This window comes from Paenibacillus sp. UMB4589-SE434, from assembly GCF_030226685.1.
GTDB lineage: Bacteria > Bacillota > Bacilli > Paenibacillales > Paenibacillaceae > Paenibacillus_B.
This window is the reverse complement of record NZ_JASOYK010000001.1, coordinates 1-23,022: the sequence shown is the minus strand read 5'-3', so window position 1 is coordinate 23,022 and position 23,022 is coordinate 1. Positions and strand designations below refer to the sequence as shown.

Below are 23,022 nucleotides of genomic sequence, written 5' to 3'. Positions count from 1 at the left end.
ATTTGCGTCATACCTCTTAGTATGCATGAACGTGAACGACTAGCAGTTAAACAGATCAATCGTCAATAGTTCAATATTCCTTCATCTGCCTACGACGACTTCCTTGCTCTTGCCGCCTACAACTTGGCAACAAAGTCGCGTCCAAATTGAGCGCACTGTTCTTCTTCATCCTTGGAAGGAGACAGCTCAATCTTCAGTCCTTCCAGTACAACCTCGCAGCCTATCGATTGGAGCTTCTCAATCAATAAATCAACAGCAGCGCCATAAGCATGGTAAGAAGAATCACATGATCCGAATACAATCGCTTTCTTGCCAGATAAGCTGAGTTCATCCATATCGTCATAGAAGTCCAAGAACTCGTCTGGCAGTTCTCCGTCTCCCCAGGTGTATGCTCCTAATACGATCCCATCGTAATTAGCCAATTCAGATGCTTCAGCATCCATTACTTCCTTCACGGTAAGTTCGGCCTCTGTGCTTCTGATTCCACGTTCCACTGCCTTAGCAATGTCTTCGGTATTACCTGTCATACTTGCAAAAATCATGATGATGTTGCTCATCAATAAGTTCCTCCGTTCCGATGGTGGCTTCTCCCCAGCCTAAGCATGCAGTCTAATCTCGTATGTATGATATTGATAATCATTTTCATTAAAAGTATACATCCTTCTTCCTGACTTGGCAATTGAAACTTCAATTTTTATTATTTCCAATTCTTTTTTGTGCTCCTAGCAAATAAAGACCCTCTCTAAGAATAGAAGAGGGTCTTGGCAAATAAAACCTTAGTTAAAATTACACATGTCGTCTGCGACTAAACCATCTATATACCCGTTCAACATCGGCCTGCTCCAGATGCTTAACAGCCCAAGTAGTGCCCGCTACATCCCCCATTAGCTTTACATTCAAAGATAACAACTTGCGTTTACGTTGGAATACCGTTCCTTTAAGCACGATCGACACCATCTGAGATCGGGGCACGATATACGTACTTCTGGCAATTTCTCTAGACTGCAGCGTAATCTGCTTCTCTGATAAGGTCATGCCAGTATCGCGATACTGCAATAGATCCCATAAAATCGTCAGAGGTACAATCAAGAGCGACCATAATCCAGCTTCGTGCCAAAAGCCAATTGCAGCTGCGCATAACGCAATCACGATTAGAGCATCAACTCGGAAATATACCCATTTTGCTCGAGGAGGGCATACGGTCTCAATCGGCACTACATGAAGATGCGGGATCAGATCGGACATAATCACACTCCATTCCTGTTTGCGAATGAAAGGGTGAAGGACTATCATTTCCTGCTTGGAGGAAGAAACAACATGGAGCATCAATTTTCCGTATCCGAAAGCCTGCTGCAGCAAGCTCTCTTTAAATATGACTGCCTGAACACGTTCCGCCTTAAACGTATGTGCCTTCTTCTCTATCAACCCATATGAAATGGCGATATGGCTGCCATCCCGTGTTACACGAAACCCTCCGTACTTTACAACAAACAAAAGCCCTGATAAGAGCCAAGCTAGTAAAAATCCAACTATCGCCATCCCCCACCAGCCTGGCAGCAGCTCCGTTGCCTGTTCGATGGTCCGCTCGTACACCTTCTTTGGTAAAATATCATCGGCTAATGAGATTATACCTGCAATAAAAGTAAGTACCAATCCTATATTAATTGAAGTAAAGGCAGCCATAACGATCAGCTTACCCGAAATATTAAATATCGTTTCTTGCTTGTGTGGTGACTCGCCTTGAACAGAAGAGAATGCAGCGCTGCTGCTAACGTTATTAGAACCGATATCAGTCAGGCTTGCTTGTTGACTGTGCACTGCCTCATCAGCGCCAGTATTCGCTTCACTTACTGTATGAGCGATGCTTGCCTTCTCGCTCACCGCTTTGTTCATCTGCTCCCTTAACCATACTTGCAAGCGGGTTGATTCCGCCGCAGAGATGGCCGGCAAGACGCCATCACCGTCTGCTTTTCCGCCAGGCAGCTCAATTTTTAGCTGCACAACGCCTAATATTCGCTGCAACAAAGGCTGCTCGGTATTCACCGAATGGATGCGCCCGTAGTAGATCGAACGCTCCTCAAGGAAAAATACCCCTTTTCGAATCACGAGCTTATCTGCTTCAAGCTGATACGTATGCCTGCGCCACCCCATCCAGCCAAACCCAAGGACTGCAGCAATACCAAGCGTTATTCCAGCATACCAAAACCACTGAAGTTGAAGCCAATTGATATCTTTGAATACAAAAAAGATGGCTATTGGCCATAATGCCTTTGCATAGGTAATGAGATTAAACAGCATGTATACAGGATGCATTCGTTTCGGTTCATTCATCAGCTTCCACCACTCTTGCCAGCTTACCAACCTGCAGTTTTAATTGTTCGGCTTCCGCCTGCTTTAACCCCTTAATCCGGTGCGTGCTGGCAGCCGTTACAACCTTTACTTCTGCCAAGCCATAACGCCGCATTAGCGGACCACTCTCTAACTCCACGTGCTGGACTTTTACCATCGGAATGAGTACATCTCGGATCCAGATCAATCCTGAACGAATCTCAACTTCTTCCTCGAATACCTCGTATTTAAACCGTTCATATTCTACTACAGGCACAATCCACGTAAAAAGAACAAACGTAAATACAAATATACAAAGTGCTATCCAACCTGGCCATAATACCCAGTCCTTTTGAATTGCGATTAGCAAATATACGGCCGATCCAATTATCAAGATAAGATTCGTGAGGCAGCCGGATATACGTGATACTTTGATATAATCAGGATGAAGCCGTTGCGTAAGTCTGTCCATTTCCATTTGAAGCCTCCACGTTACATTTTCAAATTTTAATTAGCTGGCATGAAAAAAACACCGCAAAATGCGGCGCTATCTTCATAACGTCCTCTTATATATAACGCATGATTCGTTCATACGTTCCTATAATTGTTGAAAAAGTTACTAATTCGTATCTCCCAAGTAACAGACAGCAGGTCTCTTTCCTTGCAAAATATGACCTAGTTGTTCCGGATATAAACGAATCTCATGCAGTTTGTCGATGGCTATCCATTCAACACCAACTTGATATTCATCAGGATTGGTGCCTATAAAAGTATCTGCCTCATGTTCCAACTCACAGGCAAAATAAAACTCGACTTGGTGGATGTCCCCATCCACTAGACTGAATTGATGATTGGCACCAATATACTCACGGATATGGGTTAACTCGCCTACAACTACGTTCTGTCCGATCTCTTCCATGCACTCCCGTATAAGTGCTTCATTTAGCTGCTCACCGTGTTCTTGACCACCGCCTGGAAACAAATAAAACAGACCCTCTTGGTCTATGTTCTGCGTTAGTAACAGGTGACCTGAACGCTGTATAATAGCTTTCGTCGAATTACGGATCGGTTTCATGTTAATATTCCCTTCTGCAACTGTAATAGGATGATAACAGCTCATATTGGATATGATATAAGCTCTACATTCTATCATATCTCACAGGGAATTACCAGACTATTCCTTATTCAGGGTATAAACGACATGCACCACGCTATTAATTGTTTCAAACATGAATAATAGAATATAGAAAAGGTCGTTTGGGGATATGGACTGATGGAGGAGAACTTATGGTAAAGGAGGAGATTGCTGCGGGCCTACACGTGATAACGAAATAAGGAGCATACGAACGATCTTATAGCAACCATAACCAATCATACCACCGCATACATTCAGCAGCATATCATCAACGTCAAGCGTTCCGACTTGAAGCATATACTGCATCACTTCAATAAACATCGTCATCAAGAAAGAAATCAGCATCATCCTTACCCACCCTCGGCAGCTTCTAACCAGCAGCGGAAGAAGGGCTCCAAGTGGAACAAACAACAAAATATTACCGATCAAATTGTTAAACCACACATACACAGGATAATCTGTTATGTGCATCGCATATTCCCATATTGTTGTTAATGGTATTAAATTCACAGGATAGTAACCCTCACTTAAACCATAACTGCGATAAAACCCGAAAAATAATAAGTATGTACTGTAGAGTACATATAGGATAAACACAAGCCAACCCACAATTGTCAGACTTGCCTTCCATTTAATTCTGCGTTGTAAAGGCGTCAACGGTATCAACCTACTTTCTCAGCAGCAGGTAGAAAGCTACTTATTCAATAAAGTTGCCACATCCCCATCAGCGGCCAATCCTTTGTCTACACCACGTTCCTGCTAGGTGATCATGTACAAGAAAACGGTCTTCATATCGATATTATAGATAATCCCCCCAACAAGCAAGGAAAAAAGTTATACATCAAAACAGCTTTCTCTACAGAAACGTACAACATGTGAACTCCTAATGTCAGTTACCCCCTGAAAAATAGAAGGAGTGAGCGCTTACTATTTCCTAATATGTGTCACTACAATAAAAAGCCTCCGTCGGATTTCCCAGACGAAGGCTTGCATTCCCCTTAATTAATATTTCTCCGATACCAGCTTTGCTTGTGTAAAGAGCAGTAAATAATCACGGCCTCCAGCCTTGGAATCGGTACCTGACATGTTAAATCCGCCAAATGGATGCACCCCGACCAGAGCCCCTGTACACTTGCGGTTAAAATACAGGTTGCCACAGTGCATACGCTGCCGCGCATACTCCAAATGCTCGCGATTGCCGCTGAATACAGCGCCAGTCAGCCCGTACTCCGTGTTGTTAAATATTTGAATCGCATGCTTATAATCATCTGCTTTGCAAACAGCAAGTACAGGTCCAAAAATTTCTTCCTGCATGATTCGTGCATTCTCGCTTACATCCGCGATAACCGTCGGCTGAATGTAGTAGCCGTTGCCTTCCGCTACATCTCCGCCTGCTACTACTCTACCTTCCTCGGCACCTATCGCGATGTACTCCAACGTCTTACGATATGCATTCTCGTCGATAACAGCACCAATTGCTACGTTTGCGACTGCAGATCCTACTTGAAGCTGCTTCGTCTTGGCTGTCACCAGTTCCAACACTTCATCATATACGTCCTGATGAATGATTGCACGGGAACCAGCAGAACATTTCTGCCCTTGGAATCCAAATGCCGACGCTACAATCGCGGTAGCCGCTTCTTCCACATTTGCCGTGTTATCGACGACAATGCCGTCTTTCCCACCCATTTCTGCGATTAGACGTTTCATCCAGATCTGTCCTTCAGCAGGCTTGGCTAGACGTTCATTAATACGTAATCCAACGTCACGTGAGCCTGTAAAGGATACGAACCGTGTGCGAGGGTGATCCACGATCAAGTCACCAATTTCAGCTCCAGAACCCGGAATGAAGTTCAAGACACCTGCCGGCAAGCCGACTTCTTCCATTAGCTCGACAAATTTTGCTGCGATGACCGGTGAAGTAGAAGCTGGCTTTAGCACAACGGTGTTGCCCGTCACAATCGCTGCCACGGACATACCCGCCATAATAGCAAGCGGGAAGTTCCACGGCGGGATTACAATACCTACGCCAAGTGCAATATACGATAGGCGGTTGTCTTCGCCTGCAAGCTTCGTCAATGGCTGTGGGCCACTCAGACGAATCATCTCGCGTGCATAAAATTCGAGGAAATCGATCGCTTCCGCTACATCTGCATCTGCTTCGCCCCAGTTCTTACCAACCTCATATACGAGCCATGCCGAGTAATCAAATTTGCGACGACGCATCACAGCTGCGGCCTTAAATAAGTATCCTGCACGTTCTGCTGGATCAACATACTGCCACTCTTGGAATGCCGCATCCGCAGCGGCAATTGCCTTCAGAGCCAATTCACGATCTGCCTGCGCCACATAACCGATAATTTGATCTGTATTTCCAGGGTTAATAGATGTACCCGCACGTTCCGTGCTAATTTTCTCACCGTTTATTATTAATGGATAAGTACTACCGAGCTGCGCTCCCACGCGTTGAAGGGCTGCCTCCATCGCTTGCTTGTTCGTTTCAATTGTAAAGTCAGTGAACGGTTCGTTACGATATTCAATCATGCTCATAGTTCGTACCTCCCAATAATAATGAATGTATATAATGAAGATATCCGTACGTTTGTCATATCACGACTTAAACATTGACTTGAGGACAAAACCTACATTGGCAGGCCGCTCTGCCAGTCTTCGCATAAAGTATCCATACCAATCGTCCCCGTAAGGCACATATACACGCATTGTATACCCCTGATTAGCAAGATCCTGCTGCGCTTGAACCCTGATTCCGTACAGCATCTGAAATTCAAACTGACTGTTCGGAATGCGATGGTCCTTTACAAATTGCTTGACGTGATTAATGACGTTATCATCATGCGTTGCAATTGCTGCATAATGACCATCCAGCAGGTGCTGCTCAATAATACGAATAAAGTTCTGATCTACGTCTTCCTTACGTGGAAATGCGACTTCTTGTGATTCCTTATAAGCACCCTTAACAAGTCGTAGGTTGGGCTTATAAACCGATAATTGTTCCATATCAGCTTGGCTCTTGTACAAATATGCCTGTATAACTAGTCCGACGGTCTTGCCATATTCTTCTCTTAATTCACGGAAAATGTCTAGGGTGACTTCATTGTGAGCGTAATCCTCCATGTCGATGCGTACAAAGTTCCCATGCTGCTTGGCTGCGTCCAAAATCTGACGCATATTGCTCATGCACAGCTCTCGAGAGATATCGAGACCAAGCTGAGTCATCTTTAAGGACAGGTTGGACTTGACGCCGCTAGCGGCAATCTCATGCAGCGTACGTACATTGTATGCTGTCGCTTCAATGGCTTCCTCACGTGTGGAGATGAATTCGCCAAGGTGATCCAGTGTAACTACGATCCCCTTCTCATTCAACATACGCACAGTTGTAACCGCTTCCGAAATTTGAACACCAGCTACAAACCGCTTGGCGCCAAAGCGGAGACCATATTTCTTAGCGGTGCGGTTAGCCACTTTATTCTTCGACAGAAATAGAAACGCATTTCGCATTAAGCTTTCCATGTCGAACAGTTCCCCCTAAACATTGAAGTGTTCAATTTTTGTACACATTTAACCTCGATGATTAATTATAATCACAATTGGTTGAACATGTAAATAGATTTTGAAGAAATACTTGGAAAAGTTTTACGAGTTAGATGGATTGATTTTCTAGGGGGCGTTTGCCATAATAGTTGAAAGACAGCAGAAACCGGAGTGGAAATCATGGGACAAGAGATACATACCTGGTCTGGCAGACATGTAAATGCTCTGCTGCAGCGACTATTAGACACAACGAATGACGCCGTAACGATCGTGGATACCGATGGAATCGTGCAGTACTGGAATCGGGTATCGGAAGAGACATACGGAATTGCACGATCTGATATTGTAGGCAAACGAATTGGAGACTTCTTTCAACGGGAATCTATTATGTTATTTCAAGTGATGGAAAGCGGTACTGAAGTACATCACGTATATCACGAACCTCGTCCCGGCGTACATGTTATGATTAATGCCGCTCCCGTGCGAGATGAACAGGAACAGTTAATTGGCGCCATCTCTATCGAAAGCAACGTAACGCAGTACGTAAAGCTAAGCGCTGAAATGTATAATAAACCGGAAGCTGAGGAATTATCTTCTGCGGTGTTTCCTTTTAAGCCAGAAGAAGTACATGCGGCCTGCCTTGTTGTAGAACATAAGCGTCCATTGCTCCTATTGGGGGAATCAGGGGTAGGCAAACGTGCAATCGCACAATGGATTCATAAGCAGCTTCAGCTGCAGGGGCTGTTTGTTACGGTGAGCTGTGGTGCGCTTCCTCACGGTTTACTGGAAGCAGAGTTATTTGGGTATCAAGGTGATGAAGTCCGTCTTGGCAAGCTGGATCAAGCGAAGGACGGTGTCTTGTATCTCAAAGATATACATTTGCTGCCCCAATCGCTCCAAGAAAAGCTCTATCAGATGTTGCAAGATCGTAAATTTTATAGATTAGGCGGCACGTCCACTGTATCGTTATCCTGTCGAATTATCGCTTCTGCAGCGAATGGACTCGAAGTGTCCGTATTGTCACAGTGGCTTCCTGAGCTGTACTATGCGATGCTGCAGCAGGAGGTGCCTGCCCTGCGTGAACGTAAGCAGGACATACCTGAACTGTCCCGTATGTTCCTGAACGTAGCAGCAGAGAAGTTGAATGCACAGTCGCCGCCCTTGGGTTCCGACGCATTGACAGCACTGACTTCGTTTGATTGGCCTGGAAATATGCCGCAGTTGGCAAATGCCATGGAGCATGCCTGCTTTATGGCCCATTCAAACGGAACCGGCGCAGTATCTGTGCGCGAACTGCCTGATTACGCTAGGCTAACAACGCTTTCCGAGTTGACGGAGGCTGATGTTCCTTTAAGCGTGCACTCAGAAGAGATGGAACGTGTCCGTATTGCGGATGCACTGAAGCGAGCAGCTGGGAACAAAGCCAAAGCGGCACGTATGTTGAGTATTTCACGAGGTGCACTTTATTATAAAATGCGCCAGTATGGCTTAGAGTAACAACCGTACCTCTTAACTAGTAATCCTTACAACATAATAGATTAACAAAAGCTAAATAAGTGCCCTATATTCCGCTGATCATACAGTGGAATATAGGGCACTTTATGTTTGTTCAAGCTTTAAATTGCTGTGCTTGTTTGATGAATTATTTAATATTTAGCCTCTCAGTCACCAATGCATCAACACGTCTTCGGATGACTCACTTACGAATCACCTTCTATTTCCCTAGTCAGCTAGTTCCCTACGGCAGTCGGATCAGCTAAAGACGTAGATGTGGTTGGCTTGCTGACAGCTTTAGTTACCTCAATTATGATATAATCACCGAGCTGATCCTGGATCTCGTAACCTAAATTGTTGCTCCGCAAAATTAGCTCGATTTCCTCTAAATTATGCCAAGTCCATCCTGACACATTGGCGAGATAAGAAATGTACTCTTTATGGTAGATTAAGATCAATCGTTTGGAAATACGGAACCATTCTTTGAACATTAAACCAGCAAGAGGTTCACTGATCATGCGGTAGTAATCCGTCACAACAATCGTATCGAAATACCCCCGAGCATACGGTGTATCAACCCCAAGCAGATACACAACTTCCCTAGCAGCAAACCGTTCAGTATAAGCTTGGTGTATGTGTTTATTCTGGATGAAAATATGAGAAGTATGGAGCGCGGAAAGATGTGCAATACTGTCCTCACCAATAATAAGTGAGCATTCTGAACCGGCAATATAGTTAGTATTAAGTGTATCGATAAAGGAAAGCTCATATTCCGGCGTATAGTATTTCACAACGAGATGATTAAATTTAGAAATGACCTGATCGAAATGCATGTCAGCTGAGTACGGATAAATTTCCGTATCAAACTGATAATTTTTTACGTGCATTTTCTTTCGATTAAGAAAACTCGACTTAATCTTAAGCTGCTTCTGATCATCTGAGCGGTGCGGCAAATGAAGGACACAAATATCTTCTGTCGCATGCATAACAGCGCCTTGTTTGTGAAGTTGATAAGAGAAATCCGTGTCCTCTGCTCCCCAGCCTTTAAACGATTCGTCAAAGCCGCCAGCTTGCAGCACAATTTCCCTGGATGCGCTTATTGCCCCGCTCCAGCCCATCGTCCACGGTACATCCATCCGGTTTAAATTATTTTCAACTAGGTGAAAATGAGACGTTCTCATGTCCTCCCAAGCCGGATGGTACTTCAAACGCTCACTTATTTCTTGTAAATTGTGAGGTGTAATTCCATCTATTACCGACATGTCCTCTTTGTCCGGGTCTGTAAATGCACCAAGGATATAATGGTACAAAACAGTATTCTGGCTTAAGCCGATTCTCTCGGCGACACGATCCACAAAATGTGCTGGAATCACGATCCCGCAATCCAAAAACACAAGGATATCTCCCCTGCTCTCATTAACTCCTGTATTTCTTGTTCTGGAACGGCACGAGAATTTATCCCGTGGAATAAACAAATATTTTAACGCTTTAATTTTCGACACAAACGAATCTACTACCTCTTTAACAGGTTCTGTTGAGCCGTCATCCACAACAATTACCTCATACGCAATGTCGTCCCGATGCTGTTGCTCGCTAATAAACGCCAAGGTCCGCTCCAACTGCTCAACTTTGTTGTGAACTGGAATAATAATTGAAATATTCAATTGTACAGTCTCCCTCCACGATATATGTATCTATGTGTTTCATCCTGATGTATAAGTTAAAATAGAGCTGTGATGAAGGTGTTACTCGCAGTGAGCTTAGAAAGTGGGTAGGAAAAAATCTGAAGCACGGAGCAGAAGAGGTCGTCTTACATGTAATGATCAGTTTACTGGAATAGTAGTTATATCACTTCTAATAGGTTATCTTACTTAAACCACTAGCAACCTTGATCTATGCTCCTAGTACTAATTCTATATAATGTACTTTTTTTGTACAGCAATTCTGAATTTCTTAATCAAATCTTTAACAAACAGACAACAAGATGAGAATGTGATAGCTGCCTATCCATTGTATATTCATTAAGATACATAATGATCTGGCTCCATTATCCGCCTGCTTTCAAGCTGCTCAATCCGAAACAGAAGCTCGTCATTCTGCTCTTCCAGTAGCCTGATCCTCTGAAATATGCGATAACATATCCATGTAACCCCGGCTGCCAGCAACGCCGTAATCGTATACCACATGACGATCATCCTCCTTTCTAACTGGGGATTGTGGCTATTCCCATTCATCCTTGATGCGAAAACATACCATTCTAAACCAGTTCAAATACTTGAGATGCACAACGTGCGAAGATTTGTCGGTAATAAGTGTTCGATACATTAACCCTATTAAACACACAAGGACTGCAAAGACTGCCAGCAGCTCCATAAACGGCTATAAACTGTGGTCTCGCTTTCAGTTCCAATGCCTCCATTTTTTTGCCATAAAGTGGTGTTTTCGTTATTTTACCAGATTCATGCACTGCTGCATATACCTCAAGCGATTTCGATATCAGAGCAACTGACTTGCACAATTTAAAAAGCGAATTCGCGCAGGGGTCACGAATTCGCTTACCAAATTCATTTATATAAGAACTGGGGTTTGCAGCTAAAAAGTATACATCGTATTGCCTAGTTTCTCTCCATCTGACTTGTTACAAATTAACAGAGACATACTTTAATGCTTCTGCTGCAGGAACATAGTCGAGATGCAAATCTCGGGCAACTGCGTAATAAGTAACAGCGCCTCCTGCCGTATTCACTCCTGCCAATAGAGCTTTATGCTCCCGTAGTGCCTGTTCCAATCCTTTGTTAGCCATTAACAAGGCGTATGGAATCGTAGCATTTGTCAATGCGATCGTCGATGTGCGCGGAACTGCTCCTGGCATATTGGCAACAGCGTAATGAACTACGCCATGCTTAACGTAAGTTGGATTGTCATGAGTTGTAATATGATCAACGGTCTCAAAAATGCCCCCTTGATCGATGGCCACGTCAACGACAACAGAGCCAGCCTGCATCGACTGAATCATCGCTTCACTTACCAGCTTAGGTGCCTTCGCTCCAGGGATCAGAACCGCTCCGATGACCAAGTCTGACTCGGCAACTGTTTCGGCAATCGTAAGCGGATTAGACATCAAAGTATGAATGGATGAACCGAATATATCTTCCAATTGCCGCAGCCTATCCGCATTCATATCGATGATTGTAACATCAGCTCCAAGTCCTATTGCAATCTTGGCAGCGTTCATACCGACGATACCACCACCGATGACAGACACTTTCCCACGTCTGACACCAGGTACGCCTCCCAACAAAATTCCTTTTCCACCATGAGATTTTTCGAGAAATTGTGCCCCGATCTGGGCGGCCATCCGTCCCGCGACTTCACTCATTGGTGTTAATAAAGGCAGCGTCCGATTCACTTCAACTGTTTCGTACGCAATTGCTGTTACCCCATTCTCTGTCAACGCTTTCGCTAATCCAGGCTCTGCAGCTAGATGTAAATACGTAAACAAAATAAGACCTGATCGAAAATAAGCATATTCAGAAGGAATGGGCTCCTTCACCTTTAATATCATATCAGCTCGAAACCATACATCAGCGGCACTTGAACCTATTTCTGCTCCAGCCCTAATATAGTCTTCATTCGTAAAGCCACTGCCAGTGCCTGCGCCGTCCTCGATAAGGATGTCATGACCTGATTGATACAAAGCAACCACACCTGACGGTGTAATGGCTACTCGATTTTCATTATTCTTTAATTCCTTTGGCACACCAATCCGCATCTTCAAGCCTCCTGAAATTAAAGTCGTCTCTTTCCAGTATAAGGTAGTTTGCGACCCGCTACCTTATCTTGATTTCCAAAAAAAAGCACCTGTCTTTGTAGTTTTACACAAAGACAGGTGCCATATTGGTTACTTCCATTTATTTAACTTCAACTCTAAATACATTGTTACTTTCTGATCCATATTATTCAAGTCGATATCACCGATCTCCATAATACGCTTTAAACGGTACATCAACGTGTTGGTATGCACATGCAGCACCTCTGCCGCCTTTTTCACATTACTGTCTTGATTTAGAAATATTTCCAATGTATACAACAGATCGCTGTTATGTTCATCGTCATATTGCCAAAGCCGATTGAGATTCTCGTTGATGATCGGTTTACGTTCTCTATCCACAACCAACGTAGGCAGATAGCGATAATATCCCAATTCATTATAGTCATTTATGCCGCTCAGTGCTTCCGGATACTTATTTCTCATTTGAATGACAACTAACGCTTCTTGGTAGCTCTTCTCCACGGAGACGTACTGCTCATAAAACAAGCCCCCGCCTCTACGAACAGGCACAGCTCCAAAACGGAGCTTTAGTTGTGTAATAAATTTGCTGCATTCGTCTTTGTAATGCAGTTCTGCATGCTTTCCAACTCCGGGTGCGCACATCATAATTAAACGGTTATTGTGGATCACATGAAGCGCAATTCGAATTTGCTGGACCGTGCGAATGGTGTACTGGATCTGCTGGTTCAACTTATCGTTTATATCGGACTCGAACTCCAGTACAATCACTTGATACCGAGGTGGCAGCGCAATTCCTAATTGCGAGGCACGTTCTTTAGTTTCCGGCTCGGATTGGTTAGCATGAGTGAGCAAATGCCAGAAGAAATCATGGTTATGCTGTTCTTGCTTGCGATTCTGCGTCTGTAGTTGGACAAGCTTCGTTCGTGCAGCCTGTGCTGCTTGCTGCAGCAACTGCAGAGATGTCTCATTTGTACGTTGATTGTTATCTAATATATAAATATAGCCAAGTACATCCTGGTTATTGCGAATAGCTATCGCGATTCGATCACCTAACCCAACCTCACTTATTTGTGAGATTCGGATGGGTTCATGACTTGTCATGATCTGCTGAATAATCCCTTCTTTCCAAAGGGCGCTTATGACATTTTCCGGAACTCGTCTTCCAATAATTGTAGCAATCCGAGCTGGGTCCGTCTCCGGATCATGCGAACTATAAGCCAACAGCTTGTGACTAGCGTCCTCGATCGTAACTGGACACTGCACAACTTCACTTATCGTATCTGCTATCGATTCTAGGCTGTCAAAATGTCGGTCAAACGGATTGTGATCAACACTCATACATTGTACTCCTTACACCAAAATGAACGACCCCATTGTAACATGCAAAAGCCGTGTTTTACTATGACATCTTGTAAATCCCTCCATGATATTAGAAGAAAATGAAACAAAAGTACAGTTTTAATTTCTTGTAAGTGAATGGGGATAGTAGATTATCCCTGCTTCATACAGTATTTACTTGTTATTTCCAAGTAGACACAGTTCAAACAACCTTCCCAGCTAGTTCACTGTTCATAGGTACAAAAAGAATTGCTGAGCCTAATACGATTAAAATAGAATATAAAAAACACTGGAAGCATGCCAGTGCTTTATATATTCTTTAATTTAGTTGCTATAACATTTATTTCGAACTGTTCTTCAATCAGAAGGTTTCTCTATGATACCGACGTTATCCCTGCTTTATCGCGCTGCTTCTACGAACCGCTGTAATGCAGCGTCGCTTAGGTCTGCCAACATTAACAGTGACTCATAAGGGTTGCCTGCTAACTTTAAGTACTCCGCAAAAGCAGGCTCTGTCTTGAAACCAGCCCTCTTCATGTTAAGTATATCCTGCTTACCGTTCTCTCCTATGAGCTCCAGCAAACGCCATTCCACTATCATATGTCGAAAGCTGTTCTGAGTTGTCGTTGGGACTGGTTGTCCAAATATTTCAATATCCCAACCTTCATATGTAAAACTTATTGTAATATAGGGTTGTCCATTTATGACTCCTATAGCTAGATGTAAGGGCGAAAACGGACGAAGTCTCGCCTCCATCTCATGTCTGAAGCCATGCAAATCATGTACTTCACATGCGATATCAAGGTCACTGTGCGGTAGATCAATTTCCAGTGGAATCGTCCCCACTAATATGGGGGTGTAAGGGTCTAATATATCCATGATATGGGATGAGATCAGAGCTTTGTACGCTTCCTGCTGTCGATAAGTCCCGATGCGCAAATAACCGATATTGAGAAACTTTAGCATCTTTTTCACAAATTCTCCTCTGACTGCACTTAACTTCAGTTCGATTCCGTTCCTATTAGCATTCGACCTCATCAGATAACAATCGTTCAGCCCTTGCTATTGCTGCTACAGTCGCTGCAAGCGCTTCGTGATCCTTTTTAATCTCACCCAATCGTTTGGCTTCCTTTAAGAAGGAAAGCGCCTCTTTATAATGACCCTGATCAACCTTCACTTCACCAGTTACATAATAGATAAGATCTAACAAATCGACTGCAATATGCTCGCGTTCCAACGTTGTTTTTAAGTACAACAGTATGTCAGCTGCTTCGTTATATTCGCCCTTCCAATGTAGAATGCGAGCGAGCCGGATTTTGTTAACGTATACACCTCTTGGCCGTTTCTCTTCCCGATATGCGCCGATCGCCAAACGTGCGTACTTTTCGCCTTCATCCAGCTCACCTAGAATCCGCAAGTAGATGCTAATTCGCCCTGCCGTAATCTCATCTTCCGTCTTTTCATAATGAGCAATCATTGCTGCAACGCCCATTCGCATCTGCTCGGGATTAGTAGCTACTTCGCGATATCTCTCATCCCTGCTATAGGACATGTCGTATGTGATAACCCGGTCTTGTTGAACGTGTTGACTCATAAACAAGCCTCCATTAATTTAAATAATTATGAGATTCATTGCAGAAAAGCTAGGAACACCGCTGGCACTACAGGCCAAAAGTCTATATAGCCTATCTGAAAGTCATAAAACAAACCATATTAAAAAGTTTCAAAAATTGGATTAGCACCCCAGGTAAAGCCGACCACCAGCATATTACGTACAGTAATCCGTGATTACGGTTAAACAAACCCCATAATATATATCATATAGTCATTATATCGGCCCCATTGTTCTCGAAATCGAGATACCTGTTAGGCCTTATCGTCTAGTTTACGTTACCCAACAACGATCCTTCTGTTGCTATCCTATATTCACGTATTTCATTGGATATGTGTAATGGTCGCGAAATGTGCACCTAGCGCGTATTCAGCCTGTGCACTGTCAACAGACAGCTAAATGAACAATGGTTACACGGAGAATGTTGATTACATATTATTGTGTGCAGCATGACCCTCTGGTTAACAACATCTGACCAAGCAAGGTCAACTGTGTCCATGCATAGCGGATACGTGCGGGGAGCATATGCAGCAATAGTGTGCGCTAATATATAGCGGGTACAGTAAAGTTATCAAGCACACAGCGAATGTAAGGCAAAATAGGAAGATCATCCGAAATACTGAGGTTACTCCTTACAAACACACATTTCTTTTGGGTGTTATTTCCTTTTTGCAACATGTTATTTACTTTAGCACATAATACTCTTCTTGAACATACGTTAGATTTCAGATTTAACGATAACAATTGTGAATGAATTTGTAGCATTGTACATTTTTAATGTAGGACAAAATAATAAAATAGCGAATCGCTGGCGCTTAATATGATGACGAGACCTGTTATTTTCCACTTTGTCTTTATAATGTATCGTTTATTCACTGCAGCGCTTACACGATCGTTACTGACTAATATGCAAACAGCAATACAAGCTTAAAGATTAGCTTCAGTTTATGGCTGCACAGGCTGTTCAGGTACAAGGCTGGATAGGAAAAAGAGCCCAGACTATGTCGCAGTCAGAGCTCTCATAAGAAGACGTTATTACGACTGAGGTAGGCCTCAAGTCATTCATTACCTACTTACGTCCGTACCGATTTCTTGCATCTCCACTTGTTCTAACGCTTGATCCCAAGATGGCAGCGGATCAGGAAAGGAACTCCAATCCAGCTCTACTTCATCTACACGCAGCACACAGTCTTCTAGTCGCTTGTTCATCACTTCACGATCCAAGTCTATGCCGATACAGACGAGTTCCGTCATCCGATCCCCCCAACGCGGCTCCCAGCTCGCCGCCAGATCCGGCTCCGCATCCAGATAGATCTGCCGTTCATCGTCAGGCAAGGCCGCAATCCAGTAGCCCGCAGGACCAAAGCGGATTGAAGCCCCGGCCTGACTGATGGATGCTGCGATATCATTCCGCGAGGCAATCCATAATGTGCCTTTGGCACGTATGATCGCTTCCGGCCATTCCTCAAAGAGAAGACCTAACCGTTCGGGATGGAATGGGCGACGACTCCGGAATACCATGGATCCAATGCCGTACTCCTCTGTCTCCGGTGTATGCTCTTCACGCTGTAATTCCTGCATCCACCCTGGGGAAATGCTAGCTGCCTCAAAATTAAACAAATGCGTATTAAGGATATCATTTACATCCACTTGGCCTTTAACGGTGCGTATAATCCGCGCCCTTGGCTGCAGCTTGCGCATGAGCTGCTCCAACTGATCGAGCTCCTCCGTTTGAACCATGTCACACTTGTTTAGCAGCAGTACATCACAGAACTCGATCTGATCAATAAGCAGGTCCACTACGTCACGCTCATCTTCATAGCCGACTGCCTGCTGGCGCTCCAGCAGACTGTCACCCGATGAGAAATCATGCCAGAAGCGATAAGCATCTACTACAGTAACCATTGTATCCAACCGGCACTGCTCTGATAAATCAATCTTCAAGTTGTCATCCATGTAGGTGAAGGTTTGAGCGATCGGAATTGGCTCCCCCACTCCAGTCGACTCAATTACAATTGCATCAAATCTACCTTCCTCAGTCAATCTTCTCACTTCTTGAAGCAGATCATCACGAAGTGTACAGCAGATACAGCCATTGGACAGCTCAATCAGCTTTTCTTCTGTACGTGACAAAGCAGAGCCTGACTTAATCAGCTTTGCATCTATATTTACTTCGCTCATATCATTCACAATCACTGCGACACGCATCCCCCCTCGCTGCTTCAGGATATGGTTAAGAACTGTCGTCTTACCAGAACCTAGATAGCCGCATAACACCGTGACAGGAATCGGCTCATAACCGCCTCCCACTTCCCATTCACTATTACTCATACTTATCATCCCTTCTTTTATTCGTAATTATTACGATTAACAACTTAAAAGAATTTTATCCATCTCTCAAACAAATGTCAAGCTCAACATAACAAAAAGCCCGCCCCCAGAGGGGACAGGCTCTTTGTTATGTTAAGTTACTCCGTACTATCAGCCGCTCTCTTGAGCTCAACTTTACGGATTCGATGTCTTTCCTTTTCCAAAATCGTAAATTCTACACCCTCTACCGTAATCTTGCTGCCACGCTTTCCATCTGGGAAACGATCATACAACCATCCGGCAATTGTGTCGAAATCAGCGCTTTCAAGATGGGTACCCAACAAATCATTCACTTCTGACAACAGTACTTTTCCATCGACACGATAATGACCTTCTGCCACTCGCTCTACTTCAGCGCGCTCTTCAGCATCAAATTCGTCCCTAATCTCACCAACGATCTCTTCCAATATATCTTCTATCGTAATCATGCCCGATGTTCCCCCGTATTCATCGACGAGAATCGCCATATGCGCACGTTCCAATTGCATCTTGCGCAGCAGCTTCTTGACAGGCATCGCCTCTGATACCGTCATGATCGGCTGAATCAACTGCTCAACCGGGACGTCTGCAATGATCTTGTAATCAAGGAACATCTGCTTCGTATTGACCATACCGATGACGTTATCTTTATCCTCTTTAATGACTGGATAACGGGTATATTCTTCTTGCTTCATAATGTCCATATTTTCATCGACAGTAAGATCAGCGTCCAGTGCAATCATATCTGTTCGAGGAACCATAATTTCTTTCGCTAACAAGTCATCAAATGCAAATATGCGGCTCACATAACCATACTCCGTATTGTTAATCTTCCCGCTCTCAAAGCTCTCACTTAAGATGATCTGCAGCTCTTCCTCTGAATGGGCTTCTTCGTGCTCACTAGCAGGTTTCATACCGAACATGCGTGTAATCGCATTGGCAGAGCCATTCAGCATCCAAATAAACGGGTACATAACTTTATGGAAAATGATAAGCGGCTTGGCAAAGAGTAGGGTCACTTGCTCTGCTTTCTGAATAGCTGCTGTCTTTGGCGCCAATTCACCAACCACAACGTGCAGAAACGTAATCAGAACAAATGCTATAATAAACGACAATACTTTGTTGATCTGCTCCGGAAAACCAGCAATTTCGAACAACGGATGGAGCAGCTTTTCAACGGTAGGCTCACCCAACCATCCTAAACCAAGTGCTGTAATCGTAATGCCTAGCTGACAGGCGGACAAGTAGCCATCCAGATTGCTAATCACCTTCTTGGCGGCTAATGCGTTAGCCTTGCCTTCCAGCACCAGCTGATCGATACGACTTGTTCGTATCTTAACGATGGCAAACTCGGCTGCTACGAAAAATGCAGTCATTGCAATTAATACAGCGATAAGAATAAATTCTAGGGTGGGAACTTCCATTGTTAAATGATTCTCTCCTTTGAGATACCTATTTTTAAGTTCATTTGAACTTATTATATGAACTTATCTACAGAATCACAACGTCTGAATCGGTTCATATTAAGTCATAATTAACCCGTAGCGGTGGTTATTGAATCCCTGAGCGGTCGGTATGCTTCCTATTTCCCTTTGACTTGCGATTAGTCGTCTTTGTATGATGTAAGGGCAGTTCTTAGCAGGTATGACAAGCAAACTTGATTGTACGCTCGCCTAGTGCTACCGTTAATCATATATCGCATACGCTGTGTGTATGCGCGGAAGGAGGCAAGCAATGGAGTCCTTTATGCTAACTCGGAAGCAAATGTCCGCACTGCTTCAATTTTTGTACCGTTCTCACTCAGGAGAATCCGCCGAGTCCGTAGCCAGTGGCAAAAGCCCGCTACTAATCCTCCAAGAAGTGTGGCGCCGATACCAGCAATTCAAAGGCACTGATTCCGCAAGTATGACAATGATGCCGTCCAAGCTTCCTATCATATTAGAGAAATTGATTCGAAGTAACCTTCACACTGAGGGACTATCGCTAAATGAAATCGTGTCACTGGGCAATCAGGTTGAATATACGAGCTTTTCCATCACATCGATACAGAATTGGGTTAAACGGGATATCAAAGAATTGATCTGTTCTCCACGCGTTGGGAAAAAGTATGACTTGCAGCAAGCTGCTATCATCCTGATTGTAGAGGATCTACGGGCAACGCTGAGCTTTGAAGCGATACGGCAGCTCTTGTCCGTATTGTTCGAACAACAGGATCATAATGGAGATTACCCGATTCGCCCGTTAACTTTTTATCAGATCTACTCTTCTTTATATGAGGAGCTCGATCAAAATAATGATCAGGTGCTGGACGTTCACGGTCATGATCCGCTGCGTCTTCATCATGACGATGTACTGGAACTTATTATCGTCAAGAAAACAGATGAATATATGACAAAGTGTGCCCAAATTCAGGACAAACATCGCATCCTGATTCGAAATGCATTGGTGATCGCAATTACTTCCGTGCAGACGACGTACTTTCAGCACCTAGCTAAGCGCTACTTGCATACGATGATGCTGACTCAGCCTGATCATTTCACCTCGCCTTGACGACAGCATTTAAGTCTGAGTCCAGTCAAGTATTAAACAATACACTTCAGCAGGACTAGCATCTATGAAATTAAAGGCAGTCGCATTTATGAAATGCGACTGCCTTTTGGTTGTAAACTGTTACTCAAAGATTGAACGTGGGTTAATTTATCCAGATTCAGCACGATATATTTGCCTTTTATGCGATCTTCTGCAGGCTCAAATGAAACATTGTCTGAGGTCAAAGCGTGTATAAATTGCTCCACGGTATCCGAAGTGCTGCTGTTAGGATCAGTAATAGGAAACTCCATTTCGAAAGCGGCGGAAGCATCGTGCCGCTCCTTATCAAGCTGCGCGGGTATAATATGAATAGCACGCTTGGCCTCGGCTTACATCAATAACTTGCATTGGGCGTTTCTCATTCCAATCTAGTCTTCCGCTATCACGTAAATTATTGTTCGCCATGAAAACGGTTAGAGATTAGATTTTGAGACAGTTCATGTAACTATCCTATAAAAACAGCCTGGCATAAGCCAGGCTGCATTCTCTCTATTTTTTTCTCCATAATGCCGGAACATTGGCAGGCTCCCAGCCCTGCAAAGAAGTATGGCCTTGTACACATACATATACCACGTTGTTGTATGTTACCTCATCGTTTGTCTTATAAGCAGTGCCCGCTTTCCAGGCTGTAGTACCACTCGCTGTATCGGTTGTCACTTGAATCGTTGCTGCCGGAGACACATTTCCAGCCAGATCTTTTGCTGTTATCGAAAAAGAATATAGCGTATTAGGAGTCAGTCCTGAGATTAGAACAGTTGGTGCAGCTTGATTCACTGTTTGTGCTCCGTAACTCACCAAGTATTCAACAACTCCTACATTATCAGTGGACGGTGTCCAGCTTAATGTCACACTAGTAGCCGACTTGGCGGTAACTTGCACGTTGCTTGGTACCGTTGGAGGAATGTGGTCATCACCGTTCTCCACAAGTGTTTTCACCTGAATTTCAAGACTTGGGGAGGATATATTCCCTGCCAGATCCCTTGCTCTAACGTTAAATGAATAGGTAGTATCTGCGGCTAATCCTATCGCTTGATAAGTTGTTCCTGTAACCGTGGCTGTCTTTACGCCGCCCTGATATACATCATAAGCAATAACACCTACGTTATCCGTCGAGGCACTCCAGGCCAGTTTGACGCTATTTGAGGTAACCCCGTTTGCCTGAAGATTAGCTGGTACGGATGGCGGTTGTGTATCAGGCCCCGTCTGATAGCTGTCGAGATAAGTCCGATGCTTGGAGGAAAACTCAAAGTTATTGAATTTGTCCCAGTTAATCGACCATGTCATCAAGCCCCTAATCCCCGCGTAGCCTGCCGGATTAGCCAGCTTATAACGCCCATTAAAGGATTGGCCCTTCATTAAGTAATTCAATCCTTTCTGTACTTCCGCTACGCTCGTATAGCCCCCGCCCGCGTTAACGTTCGCCGGAAGTCCGATTACAACTTGATCCTGACGCAGCGCCGGGAACACCAAATTGGGGTTGTTTGCAACTGTAAATCCGCTTAATACCATGTCAGCCATTGCAACATGGAAGTCCGCATCCCCCATATTGTAGTACGTGCCGTCCAAAGCTGTGATTGGACCTGAATTATAGTGCTGTACTTGAAGCCAATCCAATATGTCACGTAATCCATAAATTACAGGCAAGTATGCTCCTGCTCGGCTATCGATACCATTTCCGTTGCCACCATAGAAACTGTGCCCGACCTGAACAAAGAAGGTCTCAGGTGCCATCGTCACCATAAAGGAATCCCCAAAGTGGTTGTGCAAGCTTCGAACAGCCGAAATTAGATTCGTAATAACAGGTGTCGTCGGACTGCGAAAATCTTTATCCCCCACGTTCAAGTATAAAGAATGACCTTCAAAGTCGATATCCAAACCATCGAAGCCGTACGAAGATATAATGTTTGTCATTGAATTTACAAAGTTATTTTTAGCTTGTTCCGATACGAGCTGCACCTGGCCATTGGCTCCACCAATGGAGATCATCACTTTTTTACCTTGTGTTTGCAAATACTTCACGTCTGCTTTGAAATCCGCTTCTGTGTAGTTGTAAGGTGTAAAGCCTATCGTCCCTCCGGATGGACCACTCACCGGCTCCGCAAAGGATATATTAATCACATCAAAGTTGGGCGAGACATCGCGTAGACGGATAAATCCGGAGCCGTTATCAAAGTTGTGCCAATAGCCGACAATCACTTTTTTGTCGGCTGGCAGCGCAGCAGTAGTTGGCTGGGCTAGTGCTGACTGGCTTGAGAGGGACAGAAAAGCGGGCGATAAGCCCGCTCCTCCGATTATTGTTGCTCCTGCTGATTCTGTCCGTTCAGTAGGCACAATGAGTGCTGGCGTCGAGCTGCATGGACCGATTAGTTTCCACACACCCCAGTCTCCACCTTGATCCGGACGTTCACCTTTCGTCCACCATTTTGCTTCATACACATTGCCGTTGTAAGTTACGCGATTGCCCCCCGTGTATACCGCAGCTGCATCCCACGCAGACGCACATACACCACCACTGTTTGCGTTGGTAGTCACTTGTATCGTAGCTGCTGGGGAGACGTTGCCCGCCGCATCCTTCGCCACAATTGTAAACGTATAAGCTGTATTTGCGCTTAATCCTGTTATGGCCGCGCTTGTTCCAGCAGCAGTCACTGTAGTCGGGCCATATGTGACCGTGTACCCTGTCACGCCTACATTGTCTGTCGATGCCGTCCAGCTCAAATTCACGCTATTTGACGTCTTTGATACGACTGTGACGTTAGTTGGCGCCGTTGGCGGTGTCACGTCTGGCACACTTCCACTGTCGGTAGTCACTTGTATCGTAACTGCTGGGGA

At 44.3% G+C, this 23,022-nt stretch carries 19 protein-coding genes; 2 read left to right on the top strand and 17 right to left on the bottom strand.

Annotation, left to right across the window (positions count from 1 at the left end; all coding sequences use genetic code 11):
* Window positions 1–116: 116 nt before the first annotated feature.
* The 7 genes from QP775_RS00095 to QP775_RS00065 form a co-directional block, all read right to left on the bottom strand.
* Window positions 117–557, bottom strand: a complete 441-nt coding sequence (locus QP775_RS00095; protein WP_285102666.1) for a flavodoxin — start codon at window positions 555–557, stop codon at window positions 117–119.
* A gap of 229 nt (window positions 558–786) precedes the next feature.
* Complete coding sequence (locus QP775_RS00090) at window positions 787–2,361, bottom strand: PH domain-containing protein (RefSeq protein WP_285102664.1); 1,575 nt, start codon at window positions 2,359–2,361, stop codon at window positions 787–789.
* Window positions 2,324–2,800: a PH domain-containing protein gene (locus tag QP775_RS00085; protein ID WP_285102662.1), complete on the bottom strand. Its 477-nt coding sequence runs from the start codon at window positions 2,798–2,800 to the stop codon at window positions 2,324–2,326. The genes QP775_RS00090 and QP775_RS00085 overlap by 38 nt, the downstream gene beginning before the upstream one ends.
* Window positions 2,801–2,947: 147 nt before the next feature.
* On the bottom strand, window positions 2,948–3,403 hold the full coding sequence (locus tag QP775_RS00080) for an NUDIX domain-containing protein (RefSeq protein WP_285102660.1): 456 nt from the start codon (window positions 3,401–3,403) through the stop codon (window positions 2,948–2,950).
* A gap of 210 nt (window positions 3,404–3,613) precedes the next feature.
* Window positions 3,614–4,060: a VanZ family protein gene (locus QP775_RS00075; RefSeq protein WP_285105634.1), complete on the bottom strand. Its 447-nt coding sequence runs from the start codon at window positions 4,058–4,060 to the stop codon at window positions 3,614–3,616.
* A gap of 405 nt (window positions 4,061–4,465) precedes the next feature.
* On the bottom strand, window positions 4,466–6,013 hold the full coding sequence (gene pruA, locus QP775_RS00070; protein ID WP_285102658.1) for an L-glutamate gamma-semialdehyde dehydrogenase: 1,548 nt from the start codon (window positions 6,011–6,013) through the stop codon (window positions 4,466–4,468).
* 60 nt (window positions 6,014–6,073) lie between these two features.
* On the bottom strand, window positions 6,074–6,994 hold the full coding sequence (locus QP775_RS00065) for a proline dehydrogenase family protein (RefSeq protein ID WP_285102656.1): 921 nt from the start codon (window positions 6,992–6,994) through the stop codon (window positions 6,074–6,076).
* Window positions 6,995–7,195: 201 nt separating this feature from the next.
* On the opposite strand from QP775_RS00065, the gene QP775_RS00060 reads away from it, so the two are divergent.
* Window positions 7,196–8,512 carry a sigma 54-interacting transcriptional regulator gene (locus QP775_RS00060; RefSeq protein ID WP_285102654.1) on the top strand — a complete coding sequence of 439 codons (1,317 nt, stop codon included), beginning with the start codon at window positions 7,196–7,198 and terminating at the stop codon, window positions 8,510–8,512.
* A 233-nt stretch (window positions 8,513–8,745) separates the two neighbouring features.
* Here QP775_RS00060 and QP775_RS00055 read toward each other — a convergent pair whose 3' ends face one another.
* The 8 genes from QP775_RS00055 to QP775_RS00020 all read right to left on the bottom strand — a co-directional run bounded on the left by QP775_RS00055 (window position 8,746) and on the right by QP775_RS00020 (window position 19,025).
* On the bottom strand, window positions 8,746–10,173 hold the full coding sequence (locus tag QP775_RS00055; protein ID WP_285102652.1) for a glycosyltransferase family 2 protein: 1,428 nt from the start codon (window positions 10,171–10,173) through the stop codon (window positions 8,746–8,748).
* Between the two features lie 357 nt (window positions 10,174–10,530).
* Window positions 10,531–10,695: a hypothetical protein gene (locus QP775_RS00050; protein WP_239326885.1), complete on the bottom strand. Its 165-nt coding sequence runs from the start codon at window positions 10,693–10,695 to the stop codon at window positions 10,531–10,533.
* A 452-nt stretch (window positions 10,696–11,147) separates the two neighbouring features.
* Window positions 11,148–12,281, bottom strand: coding sequence for an alanine dehydrogenase (ald, locus tag QP775_RS00045; protein ID WP_239326883.1), 1,134 nt, complete (start codon window positions 12,279–12,281; stop codon window positions 11,148–11,150).
* 129 nt (window positions 12,282–12,410) lie between these two features.
* Window positions 12,411–13,640, bottom strand: a complete 1,230-nt coding sequence (locus QP775_RS00040) for a PucR family transcriptional regulator (protein WP_239326881.1) — start codon at window positions 13,638–13,640, stop codon at window positions 12,411–12,413.
* A gap of 399 nt (window positions 13,641–14,039) precedes the next feature.
* The gene (locus tag QP775_RS00035) at window positions 14,040–14,678 is read right to left on the bottom strand and encodes a DUF4269 domain-containing protein (protein ID WP_285102645.1); all 639 of its coding nucleotides are present in this window, start codon (window positions 14,676–14,678) and stop codon (window positions 14,040–14,042) included.
* Window positions 14,662–15,234, bottom strand: a complete 573-nt coding sequence (locus QP775_RS00030) for a hypothetical protein (protein ID WP_285102643.1) — start codon at window positions 15,232–15,234, stop codon at window positions 14,662–14,664. The genes QP775_RS00035 and QP775_RS00030 overlap by 17 nt, the downstream gene beginning before the upstream one ends.
* 1,083 nt (window positions 15,235–16,317) lie before the next feature.
* Entirely contained in the window at window positions 16,318–17,583 is a 1,266-nt protein-coding gene (locus tag QP775_RS00025; protein ID WP_285102641.1) for a GTP-binding protein, read from the bottom strand.
* Window positions 17,584–17,720: 137 nt separating this feature from the next.
* The gene (locus QP775_RS00020; protein ID WP_285102639.1) at window positions 17,721–19,025 is read right to left on the bottom strand and encodes a hemolysin family protein; all 1,305 of its coding nucleotides are present in this window, start codon (window positions 19,023–19,025) and stop codon (window positions 17,721–17,723) included.
* A 310-nt stretch (window positions 19,026–19,335) separates the two neighbouring features.
* Between QP775_RS00020 and QP775_RS00015 the strand changes: the two genes are divergently transcribed.
* Complete coding sequence (locus QP775_RS00015) at window positions 19,336–20,151, top strand: DUF1836 domain-containing protein (protein ID WP_285102637.1); 816 nt, start codon at window positions 19,336–19,338, stop codon at window positions 20,149–20,151.
* A gap of 86 nt (window positions 20,152–20,237) precedes the next feature.
* On the opposite strand, the gene QP775_RS00010 is transcribed toward QP775_RS00015, so the two are convergent.
* Window positions 20,238–20,441 (bottom strand): hypothetical protein, encoded by a 204-nt coding sequence (locus tag QP775_RS00010; RefSeq protein ID WP_285102635.1) that lies wholly within the window; start codon window positions 20,439–20,441, stop codon window positions 20,238–20,240.
* 238 nt (window positions 20,442–20,679) lie between these two features.
* Window positions 20,680–23,022: fibronectin type III domain-containing protein (locus tag QP775_RS00005; protein ID WP_285102633.1), on the bottom strand; the 2,343-nt coding region annotated here is incomplete at its 5' end.

Excerpts from the sequence above, each read along its gene's own strand:
- QP775_RS00050 (WP_239326885.1), bottom strand. The coding sequence starts at position 10,695 with ATGTGGTATACGATTACGGCGTTGCTGGCAGCCGGGGTTACATGGATA.
- QP775_RS00010 (WP_285102635.1), bottom strand. The coding sequence starts at position 20,441 with ATGGAGTTTCCTATTACTGATCCTAACAGCAGCACTTCGGATACCGTG.
- QP775_RS00040 (WP_239326881.1), bottom strand. The coding sequence starts at position 13,640 with ATGAGTGTTGATCACAATCCGTTTGACCGACATTTTGACAGCCTAGAA.
- QP775_RS00020 (WP_285102639.1), bottom strand. The coding sequence starts at position 19,025 with ATGGAAGTTCCCACCCTAGAATTTATTCTTATCGCTGTATTAATTGCA.
- pruA (WP_285102658.1), bottom strand. The coding sequence starts at position 6,013 with ATGAGCATGATTGAATATCGTAACGAACCGTTCACTGACTTTACAATT.
- QP775_RS00080 (WP_285102660.1), bottom strand. The coding sequence starts at position 3,403 with ATGAAACCGATCCGTAATTCGACGAAAGCTATTATACAGCGTTCAGGT.
- QP775_RS00030 (WP_285102643.1), bottom strand. The coding sequence starts at position 15,234 with ATGAGTCAACACGTTCAACAAGACCGGGTTATCACATACGACATGTCC.
- QP775_RS00060 (WP_285102654.1), top strand. The coding sequence starts at position 7,196 with ATGGGACAAGAGATACATACCTGGTCTGGCAGACATGTAAATGCTCTG.
- ald (WP_239326883.1), bottom strand. The coding sequence starts at position 12,281 with ATGCGGATTGGTGTGCCAAAGGAATTAAAGAATAATGAAAATCGAGTA.
- QP775_RS00095 (WP_285102666.1), bottom strand. The coding sequence starts at position 557 with ATGAGCAACATCATCATGATTTTTGCAAGTATGACAGGTAATACCGAA.
- QP775_RS00015 (WP_285102637.1), top strand. The coding sequence starts at position 19,336 with ATGGAGTCCTTTATGCTAACTCGGAAGCAAATGTCCGCACTGCTTCAA.
- QP775_RS00065 (WP_285102656.1), bottom strand. The coding sequence starts at position 6,994 with ATGGAAAGCTTAATGCGAAATGCGTTTCTATTTCTGTCGAAGAATAAA.
- QP775_RS00025 (WP_285102641.1), bottom strand. The coding sequence starts at position 17,583 with ATGAGTAATAGTGAATGGGAAGTGGGAGGCGGTTATGAGCCGATTCCT.
- QP775_RS00085 (WP_285102662.1), bottom strand. The coding sequence starts at position 2,800 with ATGGACAGACTTACGCAACGGCTTCATCCTGATTATATCAAAGTATCA.
- QP775_RS00035 (WP_285102645.1), bottom strand. The coding sequence starts at position 14,678 with ATGAGGTCGAATGCTAATAGGAACGGAATCGAACTGAAGTTAAGTGCA.